The sequence below is a fragment of the bacterium genome (genome assembly GCA_030697795.1).
Classification (GTDB): domain Bacteria; phylum Patescibacteriota; class Minisyncoccia; order JACQLN01; family JACQLN01; genus JACQLN01.
Window position 1 is genome coordinate 1 of sequence record JAUYOV010000006.1, and the last position, 25,494, is coordinate 25,494.

Genomic DNA, 25,494 nt, shown 5'->3' on the forward strand with positions numbered 1-25,494 from the left:
AATATATTAGCTTTCAGCTTCATTAGCTTCATTAGAGTTTAGAAAATAAAAAATATGACTAACAAGCTAACGAAGCTAACAGCTAACGAAGCTGGGCATGTGCCAGTACTTTTAAAAGAAGTTATTCAGTATCTTGATCCAAAAAAAGGAGAGGATTTTATAGATGCAACTTTTGGTGAAGGAGGGCATGCCAAAGAAATTTTAAAATTAATATCACCAGAAGGTAAATTATTGGGCATAGATTTGGATTTTGAATCTGGGCCGAAACTCGATTCCGGATCGGCGAACTTAAAAGCGTCCGAACCGCTCGTCCCTCGTAGCTCCTTGAGCGAAGTGGGGCTTAGCTGGTCTGGTATCGAGCTTCGGTCTGGTAATTTTGCAGATATTGCGAATATCTCATCAAGGTTAAACCTTGATGAAGTGGATGGAGTTTTATTCGACTTTGGTTTTAGATCTTTTCATATCGATGCATCTGGTAGAGGTTTTTCTTACGCGAAAGATGAGCCCCTAGATATGCGTTATGACACAGAAACAAGTCTAACGGCTTTAGAAGTTTTGAATTCTTGGCCAGAAAACGAATTAGAAAGAATTTTCGAAGAATATGGCGAAGAAAGAGATTCAAGAAAAATTGCTAAGGCGATTGCAGAGTCGAGAAAAGATAAAAAAATATTAACAACGGGGGAATTAGTGACGGTTATAGATAGTGTTATTAGGGGTTATAAAGTAAAAACTTACAGTAGAATCTTTCAAGCATTACGTATTGCGGTTAACAACGAATTAGAGAATATAAAGCAGGGTCTGGAGGGTGCGTGGAGTATTTTAAAGCCCAATGGGCGAATAGTTGCAATATCGTTTCATTCGCTAGAAGACAGAATAGTAAAAAACTTTTTTAACGAAAAAAAACAATCTGGTGTTGGTGAGGTATTAACAAAAAAGCCAATTATAGCTAGCGAAGATGAATTAAAAGAAAATGCTAGGTCGAAAAGTGCAAAACTTAGAGCAATTAAGAAAATAGAAACTAGTATCTAGAAGCTAGAATTTAGAAAAAGAAAAGAAAAAATGAAGAATATATTAATAAATAAACTAGAAATAATTTTAACAGCGTCGGTCTTTGTGTTTTTAATAACTTATATTTTGTTTTCGGGTCTATCTACTTCTTTAGATTTTAAAATAGACGAACTATCGATGCGCCAGTTAGAAGCTAAAGAAGTGTATGGAAATCTTTTAACAAAATTAGCCCAAACCGAAGGTGTTGAAGCTTTGGCAATATTAGCCGGAGGGTTAAAATTGGTAGAAATAAACTTGGCAAATGGTTACGTGGATATTCGTTCTAGTAAAGAGGTTTCTTCTGTTGTGTCTTTTGCCAAAGACAAGCCTTAAAAGTTAGATTAGGAATATAATGGAAGGAGGAATAAATAGAAACCGAATTTTTTTTATCGGAGGGTTGTTTGTGGTGTTGTGTTTATCTGCTTTAGGCAGACTTTTTTATTTACAAATTCTAAGAGGTTCAGCTTATCAAGAAACTGCCAGTAATCAACAAAAATTTGAAGACGTAGTTTTACCTGAACGAGGAAGTATTTATTTAAAAAATTCCGAAAAAAGTATACCCGTAGCTTTAACCAGTACTTGGTATAATATTTGGGCATCTCCCAAAGATATTCCACCAGAAGAAAAAGAAATAGTAGCTAATAAATTAGCAGAGCTTTTAGAAATAGAAAAGGAAAAAGTTTTAGAAAGAATCAGTAAAGAAAATGATCCTTACGAACCTATTAAAGATAAAGTTAAAAAAGATGTTGTTTTAAGTTTAAAAGAGTTAAATTTTAAAGGTGTTCATTGGAAAGCTTTTCAAGATAGATATTACCCATTAGATGGATTAGCTTCCAGAGTTATTGGTTTTGTAAGTAAGACAATTTCTAGCGATGGATCTAGATCTGGGCAATATGGTTTGGAAGGTTTTTACGATAAAGAATTAAAAGGTGAGCTAGGCTATGTTGCTGGAGTTAAAAAAGCTTTAGGTTCTTTGGTTTTGCCTCTTTCGCATGTTACAAAAGCTAGAAATGGTGATGATGTTTATTTAACGATTGATTATAATATTCAATTAACTTTAGAAAAAGAATTAAAGATAGCTTTAGATAAATATTCAGCTGAAGGGGCTAGTGGAATTGTTATGGATCCAAAAACCGGAGCTATTCTTGCTATGGCGAGTTTGCCTAATTTTGATCCTAACAAATATAACGAGGTTAAAAATGCTTCCCAGTTTTTAAATACCAACATTCAACTTGTTTTTGAACCAGGTTCTATTTTTAAACCAATAACTATGGCTTCGGCACTAGATATTAATGTAATAACTCCAGATCTTAAATATTTCGACACAGGCGAAGTTACAGTAGATGGTTTTACAATAAGAAATTCTACACTTCAATCTTGGGGCGAACAAACAATGACGCAGGTTTTAGAAAGATCTTTAAACACCGGTGTTATTTTTGCGTTACGCCGTATTCCGCAGGGAGTTTGGCGTGAATATATTAATAACTTTGGTTTTGGTGAGAAGACCGGAATATCTTTATCTGGCGAAGCCAAGGGGGATATTAGAAATTTAAAAAGCGGGGTAGAAGTTGATTGGCTAACTTCTTCTTTCGGACAAGGTATTTCTGTAACTTCGATGGCGATGACAACAGCTATTGCATCTATTGCTAATGGTGGCGAACTTATGCGCCCATATATTGTAGAAAAAGTGGTTGACAGTTCTTCTGCCGAAGATAAGGTGGTTTTAGAAAACAAAAAAGAAATTAAACGGCGTGTTATAAAAAAGACTACTAGCGAAGCCGTAACCAAGATGCTTGTTAATGTGGTGGAAAATGGAAGTGGTAGGTATGCTAAGATTCCAGGATATTCGGTTGCTGGTAAAACAGGCACAGCCCAAGTTGCCGGTGTTAATGGTGGGTATTCGGATAAAACAATACATACTTTTGTAGGGTATAGTCCTGCATATGATCCAGCTTTTGTAATGCTCCTTAGGTTAGATTACCCACAAGGAGCAAGGTTTTCGGAATCTACCACGGGACCTGTTTTTAAAAATGTTGGGGAATATATTTTACATTATTTAAAAGTTAAACCGGATAAAGCCTTACAAAAATAAATTCTAAACCCTAAGCTCTAAATTCTAAATATGATGAGGAAAATAATACAATACATATTAAAATATCTAAGCATGGCTATTTTGGCCAAATATAAACCCAAAGTAGTTGTAATTACTGGTTCCGTTGGAAAATCTTCTGCTAAAGAAGCCATAAAAACGGTCTTAGAATATTCTTTCCCAAAAAAGGTTAGGGCAAACGAAAAAAATTTAAATACAGAAATTGGTGTACCCTTAACCATAATTGGTGGAATAGATGCCAAAAATAATGTTATTTTGTGGTTTAAAAATTTTTATAAAGCTTTAAAACTAATTTTTTCTAACGCCAAGTATCCCCAGATGTTGGTTTTAGAAATGGCAGCGGATAAACCTAACGATATTGTTTATTTAACTTCTTTTATATATTCCGATATCGCAGTTATAACAGCCATTGGTGAGATGCCGGTACATTTAGAATTTTTCCCCGAGCGCGATGAATATATTAGCGAGAAAGTTAATGTTTTAAAAAGCTTAAAACCAAATGGCCTCGCTATTTTAAATTACGACGATCTTTCTGTTCGAGAATTAAGGGATAGAGTGCCAACAGGCCGACAAAGAATATATTATGGTTTCCAAGCTGGAGCAGAAATAGAGCTTTCCGATTTTGTTTATAATCTTCCAACCAAACCAGAAGAAATTAAAGATTCCGGAATGGAATTTAAAATAGAAGATAAAAATATTGGAAAAGTTGAATCTTTTAAAGTTTCGAAAACAATTGGTTTACCAACACTATATGCTGTTTTGGCAGCTACAGCAGTTGGAAGAGCGTTTGATGTAAGTTTAAAAGATATTTCTAAAGCTTTAGAAAAATTTAGCCCACCAGAACATAGGTTAGAAATATTAAAAGGTATCAAGGATACTATTATAATAGATGATTCGTATAACTCTTCGCCGCTAGCTTGCGAAGCAGCTTTAGAGCTTTTATCTAAATTTAAGAAAAATAGAAAAATTACTGTTTTAGGTAGTATGAAAGAATTAGGAATTAATATGGAAGAAGGGCATAGAATGATAGGAAAGAAGGCTGCTAAAATTGCTAAAATTTTATTTTTTGTGGGAGATGAAATGCTTTTTGCGAAAGAAGAAGCCGAGAAACAAAAAAAGAAGTTAGGCGAAAATTTATTTTGGTTTAAGACTTCTAATGAGGCGATCGAAACTGTTAAAAATATTTTACAAAAAGATGACGTTGTGTTGATAAAAGCCTCTCGTTCGGTTAAGATGGAAACGATTGTAGAGGAAGTAAAGGGTTGATTTTTTTGATGGAAACATCATCCCTCGCAGACGACTCGCCTCGCTGAAGCTTTGGCGAAGCGGGTATGGAGCCTCTTTATTAGATAGTTGTTTTCTCCATAATGCTGCTCGGGATAATGTTTACCTTGTTTTGTAGTTTTTGCCGCCATCGTCTAGTGGCCTAGGACATAGCGTTCTCAACGCTGGAACCGGGGTTCGATTCCCCGTGGCGGCGCATTATGAAAGATTCGCGAAAAAATTTAATTTTAGTTTTAATTATTTTTACTCTTGGAACAGTTGTAGGCTGGTTTCTAAGCTATTTTTTTAATAGAAATATTGAGACGAAAGATCCTTCTATAAATAAGATTCATCCTGTATCGGTTGATTATAAATTTATAAATCCTCTGCTTGGTTTCGATATTTCTGATAATCAGGAAGAGTTTGGAAACCTTAAACCATTAAGAGACGAACTTAATAAACTTATAGATAATTAGTTGAGTAACAAGGATGCAGATTCTATCTCTATTTATTTTAGAAATATGGAAAATGGGCAGTGGATAGGAATAAACGAAGACGATGATTATGATTCCGCCAGCTTGTTAAAAGTTCCTTTTATGATGGCATATTTTAAAAAAACCGAAGACGATCCAACAATACTTTCAAAAAAGATTTATTATGCAGGAGATAGTATAAGTAAAGATGCTAATTCAGCACAAGTTCCAACTCTTATACCTAATACTTATTATAGTGTGGAAGATTTAATAAGAAATATGATAGTTGATTCGGATAATTTTTCGAAAAAGCTTTTGCTTGAAAATATAGATTTAAATTATGTTAATAGTGTTTTTAACGAGCTTGATTTTCCATTGTTAAGCAATGAAGGCTATAAGGTTTCTTCTAAAAAATATTCTTTATTTTTTAGAACGTTATATAATGCCACATTTTTAAATAGAGAAATGTCGGAGGAGGCTTTAAACTTACTGGCTCAGGCTGAGTTTAAATATGGTTTGCGCGGTGGTGTACCCTTAGAAGTGCCTATTGCACACAAATTTGGTGATTATGCTTTGTATCAAAATAAAAAAATAAGCCAGATGGAACTCCATGATTGTGGTGTGGTTTATTATCCCAATCATCCATATTTTTTATGTGTTATGACCAGAGGAAAAAGTTTGCAAGCACTCACAGAAATAATTAAAGAAATTTCTGGTTTAGTATATAATAAGTCCTCTGACGGTTTGCTTAATAACTAATAAATTCGATCATTTTCTAATTATAATAGCAGGTGTGTAAAACACCTGCTATTTTGATATTTTGCCGTGCCCCGTAGTAACTTGAGCTGAAGGTTTTTAATATCAAACCAAATTTGGTAGTATATTTTTAATAAATAGTTTAGTGGGTATTTTTAGTGTAAAAACAGTCCAAATTTAAAAACCTTGGTTTGATTACAGCTCAACTACTACGGGGCGTGTTAATATCTTAGTAAATGCCACCACATAATAAAAACAAGAAGCAAAACTTAATACCAGAGATTCCTTGGCATAGCTTCCCCTTGGGCGATGTTTTTTTGCGCCTAAATTCTAAAAGAGATGGTTTAACAACAACGGAAGCCGAAAAAAGATTACAGCAATTTGGCCATAACGAATTTAGTTCAAAAATTGTAAAAACATTTTGGCATATTCTGTTTTCTCAATTTCTAAACCCATTAATAATAATTCTTATATTAAGTGGTGGTGTAACTTTTTATTTTGATTATAAAAAAGATTCCATTGTTATTTTTGGTGCAGTAATTATAAATAGTCTAGTAGGGTTTTTTCAGGAATATAGTGCTAAAAAATCTTTAGAAAGTTTAAAAAAATTAGAAGTGCAGAATTCTTTGGTTTTACGTGATGGCAAGTTTATCTTTTTATCTTCTTCTAAAATTGTTCCCGGAGACATAATTATGGTAAGAGCCGGCGATAGAATTCCAGCAGATGCCCGAATTATTAATAGTTTTAATGCCAAGACCAGCGAAAGCCTGTTAACAGGCGAAGCTAAGGATGTTTTAAAATCTGCTGGCACGCTGGCTTCTAGCGCAGTTGTTTTTGAAAGAACTAATGTTATTTTTGGCGGTACAATTTTAGCTGAAGGCTCTTTGGAAGCCATTGTTTTTGGCACGGGTGATAATTCGGAAGTTGGGCAAATAGGTAAATTACTAAAAAATATTAAAATTACCAAAACCCCATTCGAAAAAAAAATATATAAGCTTAGCCAGTTTATAGGCCTAGGGGTTTTGCTTATAAGCGTGCTTATATTCATTTTCGCTATTTTCTTGGGTCGAGACATTAAAGAAATGTTTTTAATAGCTGTGGCCATAGCGGTGGCCGCGGTGCCAGAAAGTTTACCGGTGGCGGTTACTGTTATTCTAGCTATTGGCACTAGGCGGATACTAAAAGATAAGGGTTTAATTAAAAAGATGGTTGCGGTAGAAACCTTGGGTAATACGTCTGTTATTTTGACCGATAAAACAGGAACTTTAACCCATGGAGATTTGCGGGTGAGCAAAGTATTAACCCCAGAAAAAAGAGGCGGAATATTAGAAATGGATGCTACGCCAGAATATTTGCCCAACAGGATTCTGGCTTTATCGTATGGGTTATTAGCTTCGGAAGCGGTTATAGAAAATTTAGAAGAAGAATTTATTAAATGGAAAATAAAGGGCAGTGCGGTGGCTAAGGCTTTGGTGGAGGCGGCTTATAAGGCGGGCTTAGATTTTAAAAAATTAAATAAAAATTTTAAAAAATTAGGCGAAATAAATTTTAATAGCCAAAGAAAATTTAGTGTTTCATTTAGAGAAAACGAAAACGGCGAAGTTTGGGCTATTAGCGTGGGGGCAGCCGATATTTTGTTAAGCCAGATAAAAAGAATTCAAGTTTTAAATAGGTATGAAAGTATTAGTTCTTTTGAAATTTCTACCATAAAAGATGCTATAGATGCCATGGCCAGAAACGGTTTTAGCGTTTTGGCGATATGTTCAAAAAAGATTGAGGATAAAAATTTATTACAAAATAAAAACATTGATAATCTTTTAAAAGATGTTATGCGCGAGCTTAATTTAGTTGGCCTTTTGGGTTTAAAGGATTCTATAAGGCCTGATGTTAAAGATTTTATTGCTTTAAGCCACAATGCTGGCATAAGAACGGTTATGGTTACAGGGGATCATACGGCAACAGCTCGGTTGGTTGCAAAAGAAGTTGGGTTTTTCTCTAAAGAAAGAAAAGTACCCGAAGTTTTAGAGGGCAAGGATATTAATTTAATTAGCGATAAAGATTTTTATCATAGGGTGAAAGACATAGATATTTTTAGTAGAGTGACGCCAGAACAAAAATTAAAAATAGTAGAGGCATGGCAAAGCCATGGTGGAGTTGTAACTGCTATTGGAGATGGTATAAACGATGCCCCACTGCTCTTAAAAGCGAATGTAGGTGTTTCTTTGGCTAGTGGAACGGATTTAGCGCGAGAAGCTTCTGGTATGGTGCTTTTAGAGAATAATTTTTCTGTATTAATAAAAGCTATTAAAGAAGGTAGGGTTATTTTAGAAAATATTAAAAAAGTAACAGCTTATCTACTAAGTACTAGCTTAATAGAGATATTTTTAGTTTCCATATCTTTAGTTTTAAAGTTACCCTTGCCAATAACCGCTATCCAAATTTTATGGGTCAATTTAGTTAGCGAAGTTTTGCCAGCCATCGCACTTTCTTTTGAAGGCGCCGAAAAAGACATAATGAATTTAAAGCCACAGAGTATTAAAAAACCAATTTTAGATAATCTTGCAAGATTTTTAATTTTTGTAATTGGTATTGCAGGTGCTGGAATGTTATTTGGTATGTTTTTATTCTTTGGATCTTCTTTTGAAAGTTATGCTTATGCCCAGAGTATTGTTTTTGCAGGTTTAGGTGTGATTTCTGTTTTTTCGGCGTTATCCTTAAGAAGCTTAAGAAGGCCAATTTGGGAAGTTTCGTTTTTTAGTAATAAGTATTTGTTAGCTTCTTTGGGGTTAAGTTTATTGTTTTTAGCTGGAGCTATTTATTTACCCTTTCTTAATAGTATTCTTAACTTGCAGCCAATTGGTTTTTTAGAGTGGGTGGTTATTTTTTCTGCAGCAGCAATTAATATAATTTTAGTTGAAATTTCTAAATGGATATTTAATAAAAAACGTGGCAATATAATATAAGTATTATGCCCAGTAGAACAACTTTGACTAATTAAACTTAGTTGCGTCTATGGGGTATAAACACGAAGTGATGTAAATCCCTTAAAAAAGGTAAGTCGTGTCAATTTAAGTTTAATAACAAAGCAACAGTCAAAGTTGTCTAACTGGGTATGAGTTCTGAATTTATTATTTTAATTATTCTAATAGTGGCTGGTTTTGCCGGTTTGTTTTGGTTTTTATCTCGTCGTCGAGCTGAGCTCGATGAAAAGCCACAAGATCAACAGAACCTATTCTTGATGCTTCAAAACCAAATAAGCGATATATCTAAAGTATTAGATAGTAAGCTAGGCGAATCGCATCGCAGTATGCAAAACCAGTTTGGCCAAACAGCTCAAATTGTGCGCGATGTAACAGAGCGTTTAACTAAACTAGACGAAACCAATAGGCAAGTGGTTAATTTTGCCGATCAATTAAAAAGTCTTCAAGATATTTTAAAAAATCCCAAACAACGCGGAATTTTAGGCGAATATTATTTAGAAACTCTTTTAAAAAATGTCTTGCCACCAGGTAGTTATCAAATGCAATATGCCTTTAAAGACGGCACTATAGTGGACGCCGTTGTTTTTGTTAAAGACAAAATTATACCAGTAGATTCTAAATTTTCTTTGGAAAACTATAATCGCTTAGTAGAAGAAAAAAACGAAGCCGAGCGCATTCGTTTGGAAAAAGTTTTTGTAAACGACCTTAAAATGCGTATTCAGGAAACTTCTAAATATATTCAACCAGGGCAGGGCACAATGGATTTTGCTTTTATGTTTATTCCGCACGAAGCCATTTATTACGATCTTTTGGTAAATAAAATTGGCGCCATGCGAGACGAAGATACCGAGAACCTTATACAGCGCGCTACTAATAGATACAAGGTTATTATTGTTTCACCCACATCTTTTTTGGCATATCTGCAAACAGTTATGCAGGGCTTAAGGGCTTTGCAGATAGAAGAATCGGCTAAAGAAATAATAAAAAGGGTAGAAGATTTAAGCAAACACCTGGCTAGTTACGAAGATTATTTAGGCCGTCTGGGCAAAAATTTAGGCACTACTGTAAGTATGTATAACCATGCCTACAAAGAATTTGGTAAAATAGATAAGGATGTGTTACGAATAACAGGCGAAAAAATGGGGGTCGAAACCATGGTTTTGACTGGTCCAGAAAAAGATGAAGATATCTAACGTTGTTCTTTAAACCCAAAAGGAGGTGTTTTATGTCTGGCGAAGCTCGGTTCGCTCTAACGCTTTTGGGCATATATTGGGTGTTTTTTCTGCCCTATTTTATTGATGGGAGTATTAAAATGAACCGTCTCTTGAAGCAGATGAAGATCCAGCATGAAGATGAATAACCCTCTCACAAATACCGGCCTAAACCATAGTGTTTAGGCCTCTTTTCTTTTATATTTAGGTGTGTTAACATCTATCTTGTTCATAAAACACTGTTCATAAATCATCACCCCTCGCAGACGACACGGAGCCTCTTTATTATATAATTTTGTCTTCTCCGTGATGCTGCTCGGAATGATGATTTATTCTCATCGCATGTCTAAATTTGCTGTAATAAAAACAGGTGGCAAGCAATATAAAGTTGCCGAAGGTCAAAAACTAAAAGTAGAAAAGCTTAAGGCCGAAGAGGGCAGTGAGGTTGTTTTTGATAATGTTTTAATGGTTTCTAATGAGACGGATTTAAAGATTGGAACTCCTATGGTAGAGGGTGCCAAAGTTTCGGCCAAAGTAGCTAGGCAAGCTAGAGATAAGAAAGTAATTGTTTTTAAGTATCGCGCCAAAAAACGTTACAAAAAGAAAGCTGGCCACCGCCAACATTTTACCGAACTAGAAATCACAAAAATCTCCGCCTAGCAATCTCAAAATCATCACCCCTCGTGGGCGATATAGAGCCTCTTTATTTATATAAAATAGTCTTCTCCATAGTGCCACTCGGAATGATGATTTTTTTATTTTTTACCTCCTATGCTTTAAGGCATTTATCAAAGTCTGGTCGTCGGCATATTCAATTTCGCTGCCGGTAGACATACCTTGAGCTAGGCGGGAGGTTCTGTGGCCAAGGCCTTCTAAAAATTTTTCTAAATACATTATAGTGGCTTGGCCTTCGGCATTGGCGTTTAAAGCTAAAATAACTTCTGTTTCTTTTTTAATTCTATTCTTTAAGCCTATCAAATTTAGGTTTCTATTTTCTTCTTTATCTAAAAGCGAAACATGCCCGCCCAGTACGTGGTATAAACCATCAAAGTTTTTTGTTTTTTCTATGCTTAAAGCGTCGTTGTCGTTCACCACTACGCAGATTTTATTTTTATCGCGTTGGGGGTTTCGGCAGAATTGGCATAACGAAATTCCACTGGCGGGTTTATCAAAAAGCATAAAACATTCCTTGCATTCACCCACAAACGATTTTAAGCTAGAAATATCGTGCGCCATAAACTTTAATTCGCTTTCCGTCATTTTGGTTAAGCGCATAGCAAATTTAGCAGCTTGGCGCGGGCCAATGCCGGGCAGTTTTTGAAAGTGGGAAATTAGTTTTTGGATGGGGGCGGGAAACATTTAACCAGCGGCTCTAATTACGAATGCACTCGAATGACACTAATTAAATTCATTCGTAAATTCGTGTGCATTAGTGTATTGGTGTCGCTATTCTATGTGCTTAGCTAAATCTCTAAACTGAACTCTGTCGGCATCAAAATATAGCTCAATTTTACCAGTGGGGCCGTTTCTGTGTTTGGCAATATGAATTTCGGCTACGTTCTTTTTTTCGGTATTGGGTTTTTCTCTGTCTTCACGATAAATAAACAAAACCACATCGGCATCTTGTTCGATAGAGCCCGATTCACGCAGATCGGATAATCTTGGTATTTGCGGGCTACGCGATTCTACCGCGCGCGAAAGCTGGGATATAGCTAAAACCGGCACGTTTAATTCGCGCGCCAAATTTTTGAGCGATCTGGAAATTTCGCTAATTTCTTGGGTGCGTCCTTCGTTATTATTGCGTCCTTCCATAAGTTGCAAATAATCAACAATTATTAGACCCAAACCATGTTCGGCCTGTAAGCGGCGGGCCATAGTGCGCATTTGAATAATGTTGCTGGAAGCTGCGTCGTCTATAAAAATAGGCGCTTCGGCTAATACACCCATAGCTTCTTGGATTCTAGAAAAATCACTATCTTCGCCATCCATGCTTAATCGGCCGGTACGGAGTTTCCATAAATCAACGCCAGCTTCGGAAGCCAGCATTCTATCCACCAATTGTTCTTTAGACATTTCCAAAGAAAAAATGCCCACAGGTATTTTTTCTTTTATGGCTACGTGGCCGGCAATATTTAAGGCCAGTGAAGTTTTACCTAAAGATGGCCGAGCCGCTAAAACAATCAAATCTGATTTTTGTAAGCCGGCTAAATAATGGTCTAAATCCGAAAAACCTGTGGGCACTCCGCGCAGAGCACCATCGCCTTTATGAAGCTTATCTATTCTTTCAAAAGCATCTTCCAACGCTGATTTTATAGATACAAAATCTTGTTTTAAAGATTTTTCGGCAATAGAAAATATTCTTCTTTCGGCTTCGTCTAGGACAAGTTCAATATCTTGGTTTTCTTGCCAGCCTAGTTGAGCAATATCTTGCGAGGCCGATAAAAGGTCGCGCAGTATTTTTTTATGCCTGACTATTTTAGCGTAATGTAAAACGTTGGAAGCTGTGGGTACAGAATTTATTAAACCAGTTAAATAAGAAGTACCGCCTATGCTTTCAAGCTGGCTGGCTTCTTTTAGGCGATTAGACAAACTTAAAACGTCAACCGGTTCAGATTTCTCGTAAAGAAATAAAACTGCGCTGTATATCAACTGGTGCTGGCGTTTGTAGAAATCTTCTGAATGCAAAAAATCCGCTACGCGGATTATGGCATTTTTATCCATCAACAAAGCTCCTAAAACCGATTCTTCGGCTTCAATCGATTGTGGGGGCAGTTTGTCTATGGAAACTGGGTTGATGTCGGTTTTTGTTAATGGAGAAAGCATGTTTAAAAAATCATTCTTCGCAGACGACACGGAGTCCTCTCAATTGTAGAATCGGTCATCTCCGTGATGCTGTTCAGAATGATTTTTTACCTCTTATTTTTAAAGCTTGGTAATTCTTGGTCCGCTAGAAGTATCTTCCACTTCCCAACCAAGATTTTTTATTTGATCGCGGAGTTTGTCGGATAATGCAAAATCTTTATTGGCGCGAGCTTTTTCTCTGTCGGCCATCAAAGCCATAACCTCTACAGGTGGCTCAACTTCGCTCATCACAGGCAAGATATTTAAAATATCGTTTACCTCGTCTATAAAGTCAACGATTTTCTGTGCATCACTCTGGGATAAGTTGTGTGAATCTATAAGTTTGTTGGTTTCTGTAATAAGTTCAAATAATGAAGCTAAAGCTTTAGGGGTGTTAAAATCATCGGCCAGCTCGCGCCAAAATGTTTTGGCAAAGTCTTCCCAAGGCAGGTGAGAAGACTGTCTGTTTATTTCTTTTAACCTCTGTTTAAAATCAGCAATTCTGTTTATAGAAGCACTCGCCATTTGAATCGTTTTTTTAGAAAAATCTAAACCAGTGCGATAATGTTGAGACAAAACCATATAGCGTAAAATTTGCAGTGAATTTTCTTTTAAGAATTCACGTATGGTAATAAAGTTATCTAAAGATTTAGACATTTTTTCGCCATCAACCAAAAGCATGCCGGTGTGAATCCAAACTTCGGCTAGCGGGCTTAAGCCCGAAATTGCTTCCATTTGTGCTATCTCGGCTTCGTGATGCGGAAAAATTAAATCCATACCACCACCATGTATGTTATAGCGCGAACCAAAATGTTTTTCGGTAATAGCTGTGTCTTCTATGTGCCAACCGGGGCGTCCTTTACCCCAAGGCGAATCCCAAGACGGTTCTCCATGCTTGGAGGCTTTCCATAAAGCAAAATCGGCGAAGAATTTTTTACCTGCTTCAACATCTATTCTTACACCCTCTTTAAGTTCGTTTATTTTTTGGTGGGATAATTTTCCGTATTCTGGAAATTTTCTAACATCAAAATAAACGCTATTCTCGGCCACATAGGCAAAACCTTTTTTAATTAAGCGTTCCACTTGCGAAATTATTTCGGGAATATATTTAGTGGCAGGAGCATAGGTATCCACTGCGCTTACGCCGAGCAATTTCATATCGTCTATATATTCTTTTTCAAAAAAATCCGCCACCTCTTGCGGATTTTTATTTTCTTCGGCGGAACGTTTTATTATTCTGTCGTCTATATTGGTAATGTTCTGTAAATAATGAACTTTCATGTTTAGCCTCTCGCGCATAAATTTAACCAAGGCATCAAAAAATATATAGGTGCGGGCGTGGCCTATGTGGCTATAGTCGTAAACTGTAGGGCCACACACAAACAAATTGACCCCGCCAATCATCGGGGTTTTTATATCGTCTTTTTTACTAGTTAGGGTGTTGTATAGTCGCAAGGTTTTTAGCTTTCTAGCTTTCTAGCTTTCTAGCAAATTTCTAAAAAGCTAACAAGCTAATGTCCTAGAAAGCTATCCTAGAGCCACTTTTTAGATTTAAAAAAGGCAAAAAACAAAGCCACGGCGCCCAACATTATACCAATAATTATCCAAAAGTCATAAGGCTGGCCGGCGATGGGCATAACCACTGTGTTCATACTGAAAATATTGGCGAGCAACGTTAAAGGAAAAGTAACAAAAGCCATGATGGTCAGCACTTTCATTATTTCGCCGGTTTTGTGTTCTAGCAGTGCAGAATTTGTGGTTTGCAAGCCTTCTATACTTTCGCGGTTATTTTCGGCTTGATTTAAAACTTGGTGATGTTCGCCCAGAAGATCTATTAAATAGGGCCGAGCTTTTTGTTCAAAAGAATCGCTTCGGGCCAATAAACTTTCTAAAACAGCGCCTTGGGGGCGGAAGGTGCGCAAAAAATTTAAAACATCGCTTCGGGCCAGTGAAAGCGCCAAAAGCATTTCTTTGTGGTGCCCCGTAAAGATAGCTTCTTCTATTTTTTCTATATTGCCTTCCATATGATCTAGCTGGCGCAAAGAAAAAGTGTACATTTCTTTAATTAAATAGTAGAAAAGATATATAGCGCCCCGCGACATGGCTTCTTTTTTAGCGTGCCCTATAGGAGATTTACATTTTTCTAGAAAATTATCTAGCGGATCTATGTGGGAGTATCGCACCGAAATTATAGTATCGGGCGTAATTATAAAATCTATTTCTACGGGTTCCGATATCTTTTTTTCTTCGTTGAAAATGGGGAAGTGTAAAACTAAATAAATATAGCCGTTATAATCTTCGGCTTGAGAACGAATAGTCGGCTTTTCCAAGCCCTCTATTATTAAGGGATGGACGTTATAGTTTTCGGCTAAAAAACGCAGTTCTTTAGGCGAGGGCTGTTTGATATCTAACCAAGTTACGTTGGGCGATTTTAGGGTGGTCATTTTGGGTAGGGATTAGCTTTTAGCTTCTTAGGTTATTAGTTAAATTATACCAAAATTCAGCCGAAATTGATTGTGGAATAAAGTTTATAAAATTGTAAAAATAAAAACCCCTCCATGGAGGGGTGGGTTATCGAGGGCATATTTTTAGGCTAACCTTTCTAGGTTTTTTCTCCGAGACATAAGCTTGGCATTTTGGGCAGTGTCTTAGCTGTTTCACTTTTTTATTGTGGCATTCTTCGCAGTGATGGTCGGGGGAATAGTCTTCGTATAAAATTACACCATACCAATAGTAATTCGTTAAGAATTTGAATATAGTTATGTAAAAAGGGATTTTATAGAAATATTCTAGTTTGCCTATTTTTTTACCGCACAAACGGCAATAGGTGTTTATAATCGCAGGTCTGCGGTGGCAAAAAGTTAAAGATTTTAGCATAGCCCGCTCCTTTTTTTAAAAGAACATTCTTACCAAGTTATCAGTTTAGTGTTTGTATAGTCAATTTTTTAAATAAAATCCCCCGACCGTTTGGTCGGGGGTGTGCAGTATCTGATTTTGCACAAATCTTTAATCGTCAAAGAAAAGGTGCCAGAATAATGCTATTACAAAACATGCCATAGCTCCGTTGTTGGCGGGGTCATAATCGGCAGTTGCGCCAACAACTAAAAGCACTGCTCCCAGTAAAGCAAATACTCTTGGGTATGGTATTTCATAAAGCCACTGCATTTTGTGCCTCCTTTTGAAAGTTATTGAACCCCTTGTCCAACACCAGGTGTTGGACAAGGGGTTTCATTTAGAAGTTCCAATCTTTCATTAGCTTGGGCATGTATAACGCTTTTAGGATGAGCTAAACTGCGGACAATTTCTAGCTCGGCTTTTGTGGATGCTTTATTCATCATGGCACACAGGGCAGTGACTCTAATAGCGGAGTCACAAGCTCTGCCATAAATGACGTAGCATTCTGCGAATGTTTTTCCAGTCAATTCAGATACCATTTTATCCTCCCTATTTTTAAGAACTTTCCATGTATTTCTGTTGTTTTTACTATAGCAATATGCTTAGTATGTGTCAATGTTCTTATCACTCTTGACTGTGGAGTGATAATAGAATAAGATAGACCGTAGAAAGTAGATTCTAGAGGGTAGATTTAAGTCTGCTTTCTAGTATCCACTTTCTATTTTCTAATGATCAGCGAACGCCAAAAAGACATCCTCTGGGCTGTTATAGAAGAGCATACCAAACTGGCCGAGCCCGTCAGTTCTAAATCGCTTTCTGAAAAGCAGGGTTTTGATATTGGCGCGCCTATGATTCGTAAAGAAATGAATCAGTTAGAAAAAGAAGGTTTTTTGGCTAGCCCGCATACTTCAGCCGGAAGAATACCAACAGATAAAGCTTATAGGTTGTATATACAAGAAAATATGTCTAACCCCGCTTCGTCCCGACAGAGGTCGGGACTTCGCGGGGCAAGTAGGTCAACGGGATTAAGCCAAAAAGAAGAAGAAAAGGTTTCGGTTTCTTTAAAAAAGAATTGGCCCGATGAACAATCTTTATTAAAAGAAATTTCTAAGTTAACCTCCGAACTTTCTAAAGAACTTTCTGTGGCGGGCACAGTCGGCGGGGAAAATAATTATACCTTTGGTTTTTCCAATTTAATAGACGAGCCGGAGTTTTCCAGTTTTGCTAATATTAACCAATTGATGAATTTGATGGATAATATGGATAAATATTTTGACCTTCTTTGGAACAAATTTTTAGAGGAAGATCTGCAGGTTTTTATTGGTAAGGAGAATCCTATAAAAGAAATAAACGAATTTACGTTAATAACAGGCAAGTATCAATTACCAGAAGGCGAGTCGGGCTTTATATCGATTATTGGACCAAAACGGATGAATTACAAACGCAATATGGCGTTGATTGAATACATTGCTAGTTATTTAAATAAACAATTATAAAATTCCAAACTCTAAATCCTAAACAATATCTAAATTACAAATCACAAATTGTTTGGAAATTAGATTTTGGATTTTGTTTAGAATTTAGGATTTAGTGCTTAGAATTTATAAATTTATGGACGACCAAAATAACAATCAACAAGAAGAATCAAAAGACAAGTTATCTTTAACCGAAAAAGAACGCGATGAATATTTAGATGGTTGGAAACGTGCCAAAGCCGAGTTGATTAATGCTAAAAAAGAATGGGAAGGGCAAAGTAAAGATATTGCTAGTTATGCCAAGATGGATTTTATAAAACAAATGTTGCCCATATTAGATGCTTTAGAAGCCGCTAAAGAAACAGAGGGTTGGCAAGAAATCAAAAGATTAATAGAAGATATATTTAAAAAGAATGGAGTTACAGAAATTGATGCAGAAGGCAAAGAATTTGATCCGGCATATCACGAAGCCATATTAGAAGGCGAAGGCCAGACGGGCTATGTTATAGAAGTTTTACAGAAAGGTTATAAAATAAGTGATTTGATTATTAGGGCAACGAAGGTAAAAATAGGTAAACAAAATATCTAATTTCTAATTCCTAATTTCTAAAATTAGTCATTAGGCATTAGAGATTGATTAGGAATTAGATATTAGACATTATAAATTTATTAAAAATATGAGCAAAATTCTAGGCATAGACTTAGGCACAACTAATTCCGCTATGGCAGTGGTGGAAGCCGGTGAGCCAAAAATTGTAGAAAATAAAGAGGGCAATCGCACCACGCCTTCTATTGCGGCTATTCAAAAGGGTGGCGAAAGAGTTGTTGGAATACTCGCCAAAAGGCAGGCTGTAACCAATAGTCAGAATACTTTATTTTCAGTTAAGCGTTTAATCGGTCGTAATTTTAACGATGCCGAAGTCCAGCGTGATAAAAAATTACTGCCTTACGAAATTAGGGCGGCGGGTGATGGCTCGGTAGAAGTTAAAATGCAAGAGCGCTGGTATAAGCCTCAAGAAATTTCGGCTATGATTTTGCAAAAATTGAAGCAAGATGCCGAAGATAGATTAGGTGAAAAAATAACCGAAGCTGTTATAACCGTGCCCGCTTATTTTAACGATGCCCAAAGAAAAGCTACCAAAGAAGCTGGTGAAATTGCCGGCTTAAAGGTTAGCCGTATTTTAAATGAACCTACGGCGGCGGCTTTAGCTTATGGACTCGACAAGAAAAAGGAGGAGAAGATTGTGGTATACGATTTTGGCGGAGGCACGTTTGATGTGTCGGTGCTTGAAGTATCCGAAAATACGGTAGAAGTTAAAGCTGTAGGTGGCGACACGCATTTGGGTGGCGATGATTTTGACCAAAAAATAATTCATTATTTAATAGACGAGTTTAGGCGTGATCAAGGCATAGATCTGGCTAAAGACACTTTGGCTTTACAACGTTTAAAAGAAGGCGCCGAAAGAGCTAAACACGAACTTTCTTCGGCACTAGAAACCGAAGTTAATATTCCTTTTATTACCACAGATGCTAATGGTCCTAAACATTTTTTAATGAATCTTTCCCGTGCCAAATTGGAAGATTTGGTTAGGAACGAAATAGAAAAATCGGTAGAAATTACTAAAAAAACAGTAGAAGATGCCGGTTTTAAAATTTCCGAAATTGCCGAAGTTATTTTAGTGGGCGGGCAAACCAGAATGCCGGCCATGCAAGAAGCTGTTAAAAAACTTTTTGGCAAAGAAGCTCATAAAAATATTAACCCAGACGAAGTGGTGGCCTTAGGCGCGGCTATTCAAGCTGGCATATTACAAGGCGATGTTAAAGACGTTCTTTTGTTGGATGTTACGCCCTTATCTTTGGGTTTGGAAACTTTGGGCGGAGTTATGACCGTGCTTATTAACAAAAACACAACGATACCAACTTCAAAATCTCAAGTATTTTCCACCGCGGCCGATAGCCAGCCTCAAGTGGAAATTCATATCTTACAAGGCGAACGCTCAATGTCGGCTGATAACAAAACTCTAGGCAGATTTATTTTAGACGGCATACCCCCGGCGCCGCGCGGTACACCCCAGATAGAAGTTGCTTTTGATATTGATGCTAACGGCATACTTTCGGTTTCGGCTAAAGATAAAGCTACAGGCAAGGTGCAATCCATTCGCATAGAGGGTTCTTCGGGGTTATCTAAAGAAGAAATAGCCAGAATGAAAAAAGAGGCCGAAATAAATGCAGAGGCAGATAGAAAAAAGAAAGAAATTTCGGAAGTTAAAATAAATGCCGAAGCTTTAGTTTATAGTACCGAAAAAACTTTGCGCGACCTTGCTGAAAAAGTTCCAGCCGAAGTTAAAAAAGAAATAGAAGAAAAAATAGAAGATCTAAAAAAGGTAAAGGACTCTACCGATCTAGATATGATAAAATCTAAAACAGAGGCTTTAAGCCAAGTCATCCAAAAATTTGGCGCGGATTTGTATAAACAAGTCCCGACAGATAACTCGTCAGGACAAGCCGAGTCCAATAAATCGGATAAAGATAATGAATCACAAGAAGGGGAATTTAAAGATAAACCCTAAGCACTAAATCCTAAATTCTAAACAAATTCTAATGCTTAAAATTACAAATAGTTTGGAATTTATTATTTAAATATTGTTTAGGATTTAGATATTGGAGTTTAAAATAAAATTATGGCAGGTAAAGATTATTATCATATATTAGGTGTATCAAAAACCGCTTCTCAAGAAGAGGTTAAGAAGGCCTATAGGGAAAAAGCTCATAAATTTCACCCCGATAAGTCTGGTGGCGATGAAGCTAAGTTTAAAGAAATAAACGAGGCTTACCAAGTTTTAGGCAATGCCGATAAGCGTTCGCAATACGATCGTTTTGGCACGGCGGAAAGTTTTGGCGGCTCGCCAGGCGGGCCAGCTGGTTTTGATTTTTCTAACTTTGATTTTAACAATGTGGAATTTGATTTAGGTGATATATTTTCCGATTTTTTTGGCGGAGGCAGTTCTAAACGTGGCCATAGAGTGGCCCAACGTGGGCGCGATATTGGCGTAAGTTTAGAGATTTCTTTAGAAGAAGCTTTTAAAGGTATAGCCAAAGAATTAGAACTAAGAAAATTGGTGCGGTGCTTGCGCTGTAAGGGCGATGGCACAGAACCGAATACGGGCAAAATAAAATGTAAAACCTGCGAAGGCGCGGGCGAGCTTAAGAAAACCCAGCGAACGTTTTTTGGCGTATTTTCCCAAACTGCGGTTTGCCCCACTTGCCAAGGCGAAGGTCAGTACCCCGAACAAGCTTGTAAGGATTGCTCGGGCGAAGGGCGTGTTAGAAAAATAGAAAAATTATCTATACCGATTCCAGCGGGCATAGAAACCGGCGGAGTTTTAAGAATACACAGTAAGGGTGAGGAAGGTATTCGCGGTGGCGAAGCGGGCGACTTAGAAATTAAAGTTAATATTAAAGAGCATGAACTTTTTGAACGCGATGGCGCTGATATTTACAGCGAAATCGGCGTGCCGTTTGATATGGCGGTTTTGGGTGGCAATGCCGAAGTAAAAACTATAGACGGCCAAGTAGATTTAAAAATTCCAGATGGCACGGAATCTGGCGCAATTTTTAAACTAGCCGGCAAAGGTATGCCATATTCGGCTTCTCGCCGAGGCGACCAGTATGTAGAAGTTTATATTCGTACGCCAAAGAAACTTTCTAGTAAAGCACAGAAAGTACTGAAAGACATCGCCGGAGAACTCTAAAGACTATCGAGGTTTAGCCTCTATAGTTTTTACAGAGTGCCAAACGGCGCTCTCTTTTTTATGATAAAATATGTTTAATGAAAAAAGATTTTCAAAAATGGCATAATAAAAAGAGTTGGATAAATGATATTGATAAACCTCCGTTTTTTCATGAAAGGGAAATTTGGTTTTGTTATCTAGGCGCGAATGTTGGATTTGAACAGGATGGCGCGGGAGAAGACTTTTTAAGACCTGTTTTGATTTTGAGAAAGTTTAATAAATACATGTTTTGGGCCTTACCTTTAACAAAACCTAAAGTAAAAATGAATAATAAAAAGGAAATTTATTATCATTCTTTCTCTTTTGGTTCAGGAACTATTAGTATTGCTATACTCTCACAAATCAGGACCGTTGATGCTCGTAGGTTGGCATATAGAATATCTGAAATCAGTAAGCAGGATTTTTTAGAAATAATTAAAAAACTCAAGATATTGCTACCTTGAGTTTTTCTTTGTTACCTCTACCTTGCGGCAGAGTCGGGCCGAAGCCATTGTTAAGCCTTCATTGTAGCAAGTGTAATTATCCCTGTCAAATTTATATCTTTGTTTATTCTTTATCTGATTCGCCTTACGACAAACCGAGGCCGAAGCCATTGTAGTTTGAGTATAAAGCAGGCAATAAGTATAACCTAAAAATCAGCCCAAAAGGCTGATTTTTAGGTGCTATTGATAAATAACACTAGTTTATGATATACTAGAAACAGACTAGAAAACTTTTCCATGTATACTGAAAACGGAGGTGTAAAATGAGCTTAAAGCTTATTTGGTATAAACTAGTCGGTATACCTATAAGACTAGGCGAGAAGTTAGCAGATGTAATATATCTGCCTCAAGATACGTCTCCAGCCTTGCTCCTTGGTAAAGATTATTATCTTGGGAAACGGGTCGCAAACAAAAAAGACCTCGTGGAATTTTCTAGAAAATACAGGCTTGCCATCTGGTTCCCTACCATATTTGGGGTTGATACCGAAATATTAGAAAGCCCATTTGGACCAATTACAAGGGTTTATGAAATAATCGGTCCAGGACAAGTTGAACAGACTGAGCAAAATTTAATTAGGGGACTTCCCCGAGGGTCATTGATACTTTTCATAGAGGACAAGCAGTTTGAATGAATTAAACCTATCATGACGACACAAACCACGGTAGCCGGCTGGCTAAAAAACCAGCCGGATTTTTTGTGCAATCTATCGAGGTTGAACCTCAATAGAGGGGTTTAAAAAATAAACAAGTCTATCAATTTAATCCACCTTATCTTTTGATGATCTTACTTCTAACGGGGTATAATTACTTTATGAGTTCTATCTTAAATTATTTAGTGGATTTATCTCGTAATATAAATTCTAAATTCGATCTATTTTTTTTAGGCGCGCAGAGAATGGATACTTATTTTATAATTGGTTTTTTGGTGGCTTCGTTTTTAATTTCCATACTTTTAAAAAGGCGCAAGATAATATTGCTGGCGGTAGCGGTGTATATGGTTACGGCTTTATATCAAGCCTTGCCGTTTGATTGGGCTTTGGCTTATGGCAATAATGTTTATATTTTCTTGGGCGCGGTTTTAACCATATTCTTTTTGCTTTACGCTACCATTGCTAAAGGTATTTATGGGGGAGCGAGCAATGATCACGCTGGTAGGATAAAGATGACTTTGCTTTCGGTTATAACGCTTGGTTTTTTGGTTTCTAGCGCGCTTAACTTTGTGACCGATGTAGATGTCTTAAGTAATATAGCTTTGGTAGATAAACTTTTTTCGGGCGATATTAGCCGAGGCATTTGGGCAGGATTGCCTTTATTAGGATTCTTGCTTTTGAGAAAATAGGTTAGTCACATCAAGGTCAGACCTTTGGTTTGATTTTTTGCCTTATTTTTTGCTATTATGCCTTAAGTAATCCGCCCGTAGCTCAGTTGGTAGAGCAGCTCCCTTTTAAGGAGATGGTCGTAGGTTCGACTCCTACCGGGCGGACAGATTAAGTATTTAGAAATTAGTAATTAGAAATTAGAAATTTAGTTGATATGTATCTTTTTTATTTCACATTAGCTATAATTTTGGGATTAGTTTGGGCGTATTTTTTTAATCTTAAAAAAAGAAAAAAATAATAAAAAAATGAATCGAAAATCTATCAGTTTATTTGTATTTGCCTTAGCGTTGGTGCTTACCGCTTTCTATGGCGGTTTTTTCTATGGTAAAAGCCAAGTGCCTGCTATTTATTCAATTGAAGGCGTTGGTAACAAGGCCTTAAACCAACCCGATGATATAGACTTTAGTTTGTTTTGGGATGCGTGGAAAATTATTCAAGATAAATATGTAGATAGGTCCAGCTTAGATAAAAAGAAAATGGTTTATGGCGCTATAGACGGCATGGTCAAATCGCTTAAAGACCCGTACACTACTTTTTTTGAACCGGTGGAAGCTAAGCAGTTTAAAGACGATGTTTCGGGTTCGTTTGGTGGCATTGGCGCCGAGATTGGCATTAGAAAAGAAATTTTAACAGTTATTTCTCCGTTAGAAGATTCTCCAGCTCAAAAAGCTGGTTTAAGGGCGGGCGATAAAATTTTAAAAATTAACGATACTATTACGGCCGATATGGGCATAAGCGAAGCGGTGAGTTTAATACGCGGGCCCAAAGGTACTGCGGTTAAATTAACCATAAGCAGAGCGGGTGCTGATGCTGTAAAAGAAATTAGCATTGTGCGCGACGACATTAAAATTCCTACTGCCAAATGGCAACTTAAAAACGACAAAATTGCCTACATTCAATTATTTAATTTTGGAGAAACTGCGCCCTTTGAATTTAGAAAAACAGTGCTGGATGTTTTACGCAGCCCAGCCGATAGAATTGTTTTAGATTTAAGAAATAACCCCGGCGGTTATTTAGAAGTTTCTCAAGATATTGCTGGTTGGTTTATGGAATCAGATAGTGTTGTCGCCATAGAAGATTTTGGCAATGGCACACCATCCAAAAAATATCTAGCCAATGGTAATTCTGTTTTAAAAAATATGCCGATAGTGGTTTTAATGAATGAAGGCTCGGCTTCGGCCTCCGAAATTTTAGCAGGAGCTTTACGCGATAATAAAAAAGTAAAATTAATAGGCGCTAAAAGTTTTGGTAAAGGTTCGGTGCAACAGTTAGAAAATATGCGCGAAGGCACCAGTTTAAAAGTTACTATTGCCAAGTGGTTAACGCCTTCGGGAAAATCTATTATGCAGGAGGGTTTAGAACCCGATGTTAAAATTGAATTTACCAAAGATGATATTGATAATTTAAAAGATCCGCAATTGGATAAAGCCATAGAAATTATATTAACAAAATGACAAATTTCTAATAACTAATTTCCAATCAAATCCCAAGGTCTAATTACAAATGATTAAAAATATTTTGACATTAGACATTCAAGCATTTAATATTGATTAGTAATTAGATATTAGGCATTAGATATTTATGAGAGTGGTTTTACTAAAAGACGTACCAAAACTTGGCAAAAAGTCTGATGTAAAAATGGTTTCGCCGGGGTATGCCAAAAACTTTTTGTTTCCGCGTGGTTTGGCTATGGTTTTGACTTCAGCTGTGGCTATGGATTTAGATGTTCAAAGCGAGGCTAAAAAGAAACAAGCCGAGAGGGAGCTTGTTGAGATGGAAAGTATGGCTCAAAAGTTGGAAGGTTTAGAGATTGAAATTCCAATGAAGGTTTCTAAAGAAGGCATTGGTTATGCTAGTTTATCGGCTCAAAAAATTGCTGAAACTTTAAGCGGTATTGGTTTTAAAATAACTAAAAGCCAAATCAAGATTAAAAATCCTATCAAAAAACTGGGCGATCATATGGTTATGGTATCTTTGCCTCACGGTTTAGAATCCGAAGTGAAGATTATAGTTGTAGAGGAGGAATAAGGATAAAAATTAAAAAAGGACCGCCCTTCCTGGAAGGGCGGTCCTTTTGTCTTCGCTAAATCACACTAACGGTCTTTACTAATTTCTTATGCCCAGTAAAATCCATTTTCACTTTAGTGCTAAATTTTACTATGCCATCTTTTCCAGCGTAGAGCGTGTCGTCGCCACCCTTTTTAACATTTTTACCAGCCCAAACCTTACTGCCTCTTTGTTTAACTATAAGATTACCAGCTTTGGCTATTTGGCCGTCGTGGAGTTTTATACCTAATCTTTTTGATCTAGAATCGCGACCTAACGCGGTAGATCCAGTTGCCTTTGTATGTGCCATATTTTTCTAAATTTATTCTAAATTTAGCTAAAAATATGAGCATCCCTCCGAAGCTCTGAAAGAGCGAAGGGGGACAGCCATATTCATAACTATCTGATTCGCAAAATTTATGCAGGACACTGTCCAAAATCGTCCCAACATTCTAACAAACCTTTCCCTTTCTCGTCAACAGTCACAAAATTATGCTATAGCATAAAAAGCTGACTATTATATACCTTTAGTACACCGAGCATACGATCGTATGCTCGGTGTACTAAAGGTATACCCCTCGACTTCCCTCAATTTGACTCGGGACAAGGTCGCTCAAGGTAATCCCTCGTCGCTCTGCCCCCTCGGGATATTTTTCGCCCTTATTTTTATATTATATTGTTTGCGAAAAACAAAACCCGCAAGGTTTGACCTTGAACGGGTTACCCGGAATACTCCGGAAGTGC

26 protein-coding genes and 2 tRNA genes are annotated in these 25,494 nt (G+C 36.9%); 21 read left to right on the forward strand and 7 right to left on the reverse strand.

All coding sequences use genetic code 11. The features are described 5' to 3' along the window. The first annotated feature begins 54 nt into the window (after positions 1 to 54). The 11 genes from rsmH to rplU all read left to right on the forward strand — a co-directional run bounded on the left by rsmH (position 55) and on the right by rplU (position 10,501). A complete protein-coding gene (gene rsmH / locus Q8Q95_02590; protein ID MDP3764486.1) occupies positions 55 to 1,029 on the forward strand; it encodes a 16S rRNA (cytosine(1402)-N(4))-methyltransferase RsmH in 975 nt (324 codons plus the stop codon). Between the two features lie 30 nt (positions 1,030 to 1,059). After that, on the forward strand, positions 1,060 to 1,380 hold the full coding sequence (locus Q8Q95_02595; protein ID MDP3764487.1) for a hypothetical protein: 321 nt from the start codon (positions 1,060 to 1,062) through the stop codon (positions 1,378 to 1,380). Between the two features lie 19 nt (positions 1,381 to 1,399). Then, positions 1,400 to 3,139: a penicillin-binding protein 2 gene (locus Q8Q95_02600; protein MDP3764488.1), complete on the forward strand. Its 1,740-nt coding sequence runs from the start codon at positions 1,400 to 1,402 to the stop codon at positions 3,137 to 3,139. A 30-nt stretch (positions 3,140 to 3,169) separates the two neighbouring features. Next, positions 3,170 to 4,423 (forward strand): Mur ligase family protein, encoded by a 1,254-nt coding sequence (locus Q8Q95_02605; protein ID MDP3764489.1) that lies wholly within the window; start codon positions 3,170 to 3,172, stop codon positions 4,421 to 4,423. A gap of 141 nt (positions 4,424 to 4,564) precedes the next feature. Further along, a tRNA-Glu gene (locus Q8Q95_02610) sits at positions 4,565 to 4,637 on the forward strand. Between the two features lie 4 nt (positions 4,638 to 4,641). Beyond that, positions 4,642 to 4,896: a hypothetical protein gene (locus Q8Q95_02615; protein ID MDP3764490.1), complete on the forward strand. Its 255-nt coding sequence runs from the start codon at positions 4,642 to 4,644 to the stop codon at positions 4,894 to 4,896. Between the two features lie 45 nt (positions 4,897 to 4,941). Next, a complete protein-coding gene (locus Q8Q95_02620) occupies positions 4,942 to 5,652 on the forward strand; it encodes a serine hydrolase (protein MDP3764491.1) in 711 nt (236 codons plus the stop codon). 233 nt (positions 5,653 to 5,885) lie between these two features. Next, positions 5,886 to 8,612, forward strand: a complete 2,727-nt coding sequence (locus Q8Q95_02625; protein MDP3764492.1) for a cation-transporting P-type ATPase — start codon at positions 5,886 to 5,888, stop codon at positions 8,610 to 8,612. A gap of 149 nt (positions 8,613 to 8,761) precedes the next feature. Continuing rightward, positions 8,762 to 9,823 carry a DNA recombination protein RmuC gene (locus Q8Q95_02630; protein ID MDP3764493.1) on the forward strand — a complete coding sequence of 354 codons (1,062 nt, stop codon included), beginning with the start codon at positions 8,762 to 8,764 and terminating at the stop codon, positions 9,821 to 9,823. A gap of 32 nt (positions 9,824 to 9,855) precedes the next feature. Continuing rightward, entirely contained in the window at positions 9,856 to 9,990 is a 135-nt protein-coding gene (locus Q8Q95_02635) for a hypothetical protein (GenBank protein ID MDP3764494.1), read from the forward strand. A gap of 193 nt (positions 9,991 to 10,183) precedes the next feature. Continuing rightward, entirely contained in the window at positions 10,184 to 10,501 is a 318-nt protein-coding gene (rplU, locus tag Q8Q95_02640; protein MDP3764495.1) for a 50S ribosomal protein L21, read from the forward strand. Positions 10,502 to 10,603: 102 nt separating this feature from the next. Here the strand turns inward: rplU and recR are convergent, their stop codons facing one another. The 6 genes from recR to Q8Q95_02670 all read right to left on the reverse strand — a co-directional run bounded on the left by recR (position 10,604) and on the right by Q8Q95_02670 (position 16,116). After that, positions 10,604 to 11,200, reverse strand: coding sequence for a recombination mediator RecR (gene recR, locus Q8Q95_02645; GenBank protein MDP3764496.1), 597 nt, complete (start codon positions 11,198 to 11,200; stop codon positions 10,604 to 10,606). Positions 11,201 to 11,287: 87 nt separating this feature from the next. Next, positions 11,288 to 12,664, reverse strand: coding sequence for a replicative DNA helicase (dnaB, locus tag Q8Q95_02650; GenBank protein MDP3764497.1), 1,377 nt, complete (start codon positions 12,662 to 12,664; stop codon positions 11,288 to 11,290). A gap of 99 nt (positions 12,665 to 12,763) precedes the next feature. Beyond that, positions 12,764 to 14,137, reverse strand: coding sequence for a cysteine--tRNA ligase (gene cysS, locus Q8Q95_02655; GenBank protein MDP3764498.1), 1,374 nt, complete (start codon positions 14,135 to 14,137; stop codon positions 12,764 to 12,766). A gap of 77 nt (positions 14,138 to 14,214) precedes the next feature. After that, positions 14,215 to 15,126, reverse strand: coding sequence for a magnesium transporter CorA family protein (locus Q8Q95_02660; GenBank protein MDP3764499.1), 912 nt, complete (start codon positions 15,124 to 15,126; stop codon positions 14,215 to 14,217). 562 nt (positions 15,127 to 15,688) lie between these two features. Then, positions 15,689 to 15,847: a hypothetical protein gene (locus Q8Q95_02665; GenBank protein ID MDP3764500.1), complete on the reverse strand. Its 159-nt coding sequence runs from the start codon at positions 15,845 to 15,847 to the stop codon at positions 15,689 to 15,691. A gap of 20 nt (positions 15,848 to 15,867) precedes the next feature. Then, on the reverse strand, positions 15,868 to 16,116 hold the full coding sequence (locus Q8Q95_02670; protein MDP3764501.1) for a hypothetical protein: 249 nt from the start codon (positions 16,114 to 16,116) through the stop codon (positions 15,868 to 15,870). A gap of 189 nt (positions 16,117 to 16,305) precedes the next feature. Between Q8Q95_02670 and Q8Q95_02675 the strand changes: the two genes are divergently transcribed. The 10 genes from Q8Q95_02675 to rplI all read left to right on the forward strand — a co-directional run bounded on the left by Q8Q95_02675 (position 16,306) and on the right by rplI (position 24,732). Next, complete coding sequence (locus Q8Q95_02675) at positions 16,306 to 17,073, forward strand: hypothetical protein (protein ID MDP3764502.1); 768 nt, start codon at positions 16,306 to 16,308, stop codon at positions 17,071 to 17,073. Between the two features lie 115 nt (positions 17,074 to 17,188). Beyond that, positions 17,189 to 17,641, forward strand: coding sequence for a nucleotide exchange factor GrpE (locus tag Q8Q95_02680; protein ID MDP3764503.1), 453 nt, complete (start codon positions 17,189 to 17,191; stop codon positions 17,639 to 17,641). A gap of 88 nt (positions 17,642 to 17,729) precedes the next feature. Further along, positions 17,730 to 19,622, forward strand: coding sequence for a molecular chaperone DnaK (gene dnaK / locus Q8Q95_02685; protein ID MDP3764504.1), 1,893 nt, complete (start codon positions 17,730 to 17,732; stop codon positions 19,620 to 19,622). Between the two features lie 111 nt (positions 19,623 to 19,733). Then, positions 19,734 to 20,804, forward strand: coding sequence for a molecular chaperone DnaJ (dnaJ, locus tag Q8Q95_02690; protein ID MDP3764505.1), 1,071 nt, complete (start codon positions 19,734 to 19,736; stop codon positions 20,802 to 20,804). A 77-nt stretch (positions 20,805 to 20,881) separates the two neighbouring features. Further along, a complete protein-coding gene (locus tag Q8Q95_02695) occupies positions 20,882 to 21,286 on the forward strand; it encodes a type II toxin-antitoxin system PemK/MazF family toxin (GenBank protein ID MDP3764506.1) in 405 nt (134 codons plus the stop codon). A gap of 302 nt (positions 21,287 to 21,588) precedes the next feature. Next, complete coding sequence (locus Q8Q95_02700; protein MDP3764507.1) at positions 21,589 to 21,957, forward strand: hypothetical protein; 369 nt, start codon at positions 21,589 to 21,591, stop codon at positions 21,955 to 21,957. Positions 21,958 to 22,136: 179 nt separating this feature from the next. Then, the gene (locus tag Q8Q95_02705) at positions 22,137 to 22,664 is read left to right on the forward strand and encodes a hypothetical protein (protein ID MDP3764508.1); all 528 of its coding nucleotides are present in this window, start codon (positions 22,137 to 22,139) and stop codon (positions 22,662 to 22,664) included. 71 nt (positions 22,665 to 22,735) lie between these two features. Next, positions 22,736 to 22,808 (forward strand) — tRNA-Lys (locus tag Q8Q95_02710). Positions 22,809 to 22,949: 141 nt separating this feature from the next. After that, positions 22,950 to 24,158 carry a S41 family peptidase gene (locus Q8Q95_02715; GenBank protein ID MDP3764509.1) on the forward strand — a complete coding sequence of 403 codons (1,209 nt, stop codon included), beginning with the start codon at positions 22,950 to 22,952 and terminating at the stop codon, positions 24,156 to 24,158. A 127-nt stretch (positions 24,159 to 24,285) separates the two neighbouring features. Beyond that, on the forward strand, positions 24,286 to 24,732 hold the full coding sequence (gene rplI / locus Q8Q95_02720) for a 50S ribosomal protein L9 (protein MDP3764510.1): 447 nt from the start codon (positions 24,286 to 24,288) through the stop codon (positions 24,730 to 24,732). Between the two features lie 55 nt (positions 24,733 to 24,787). Here the strand turns inward: rplI and rpmA are convergent, their stop codons facing one another. Next, positions 24,788 to 25,060, reverse strand: a complete 273-nt coding sequence (rpmA, locus tag Q8Q95_02725) for a 50S ribosomal protein L27 (GenBank protein ID MDP3764511.1) — start codon at positions 25,058 to 25,060, stop codon at positions 24,788 to 24,790. Positions 25,061 to 25,494 lie beyond the last annotated feature (434 nt).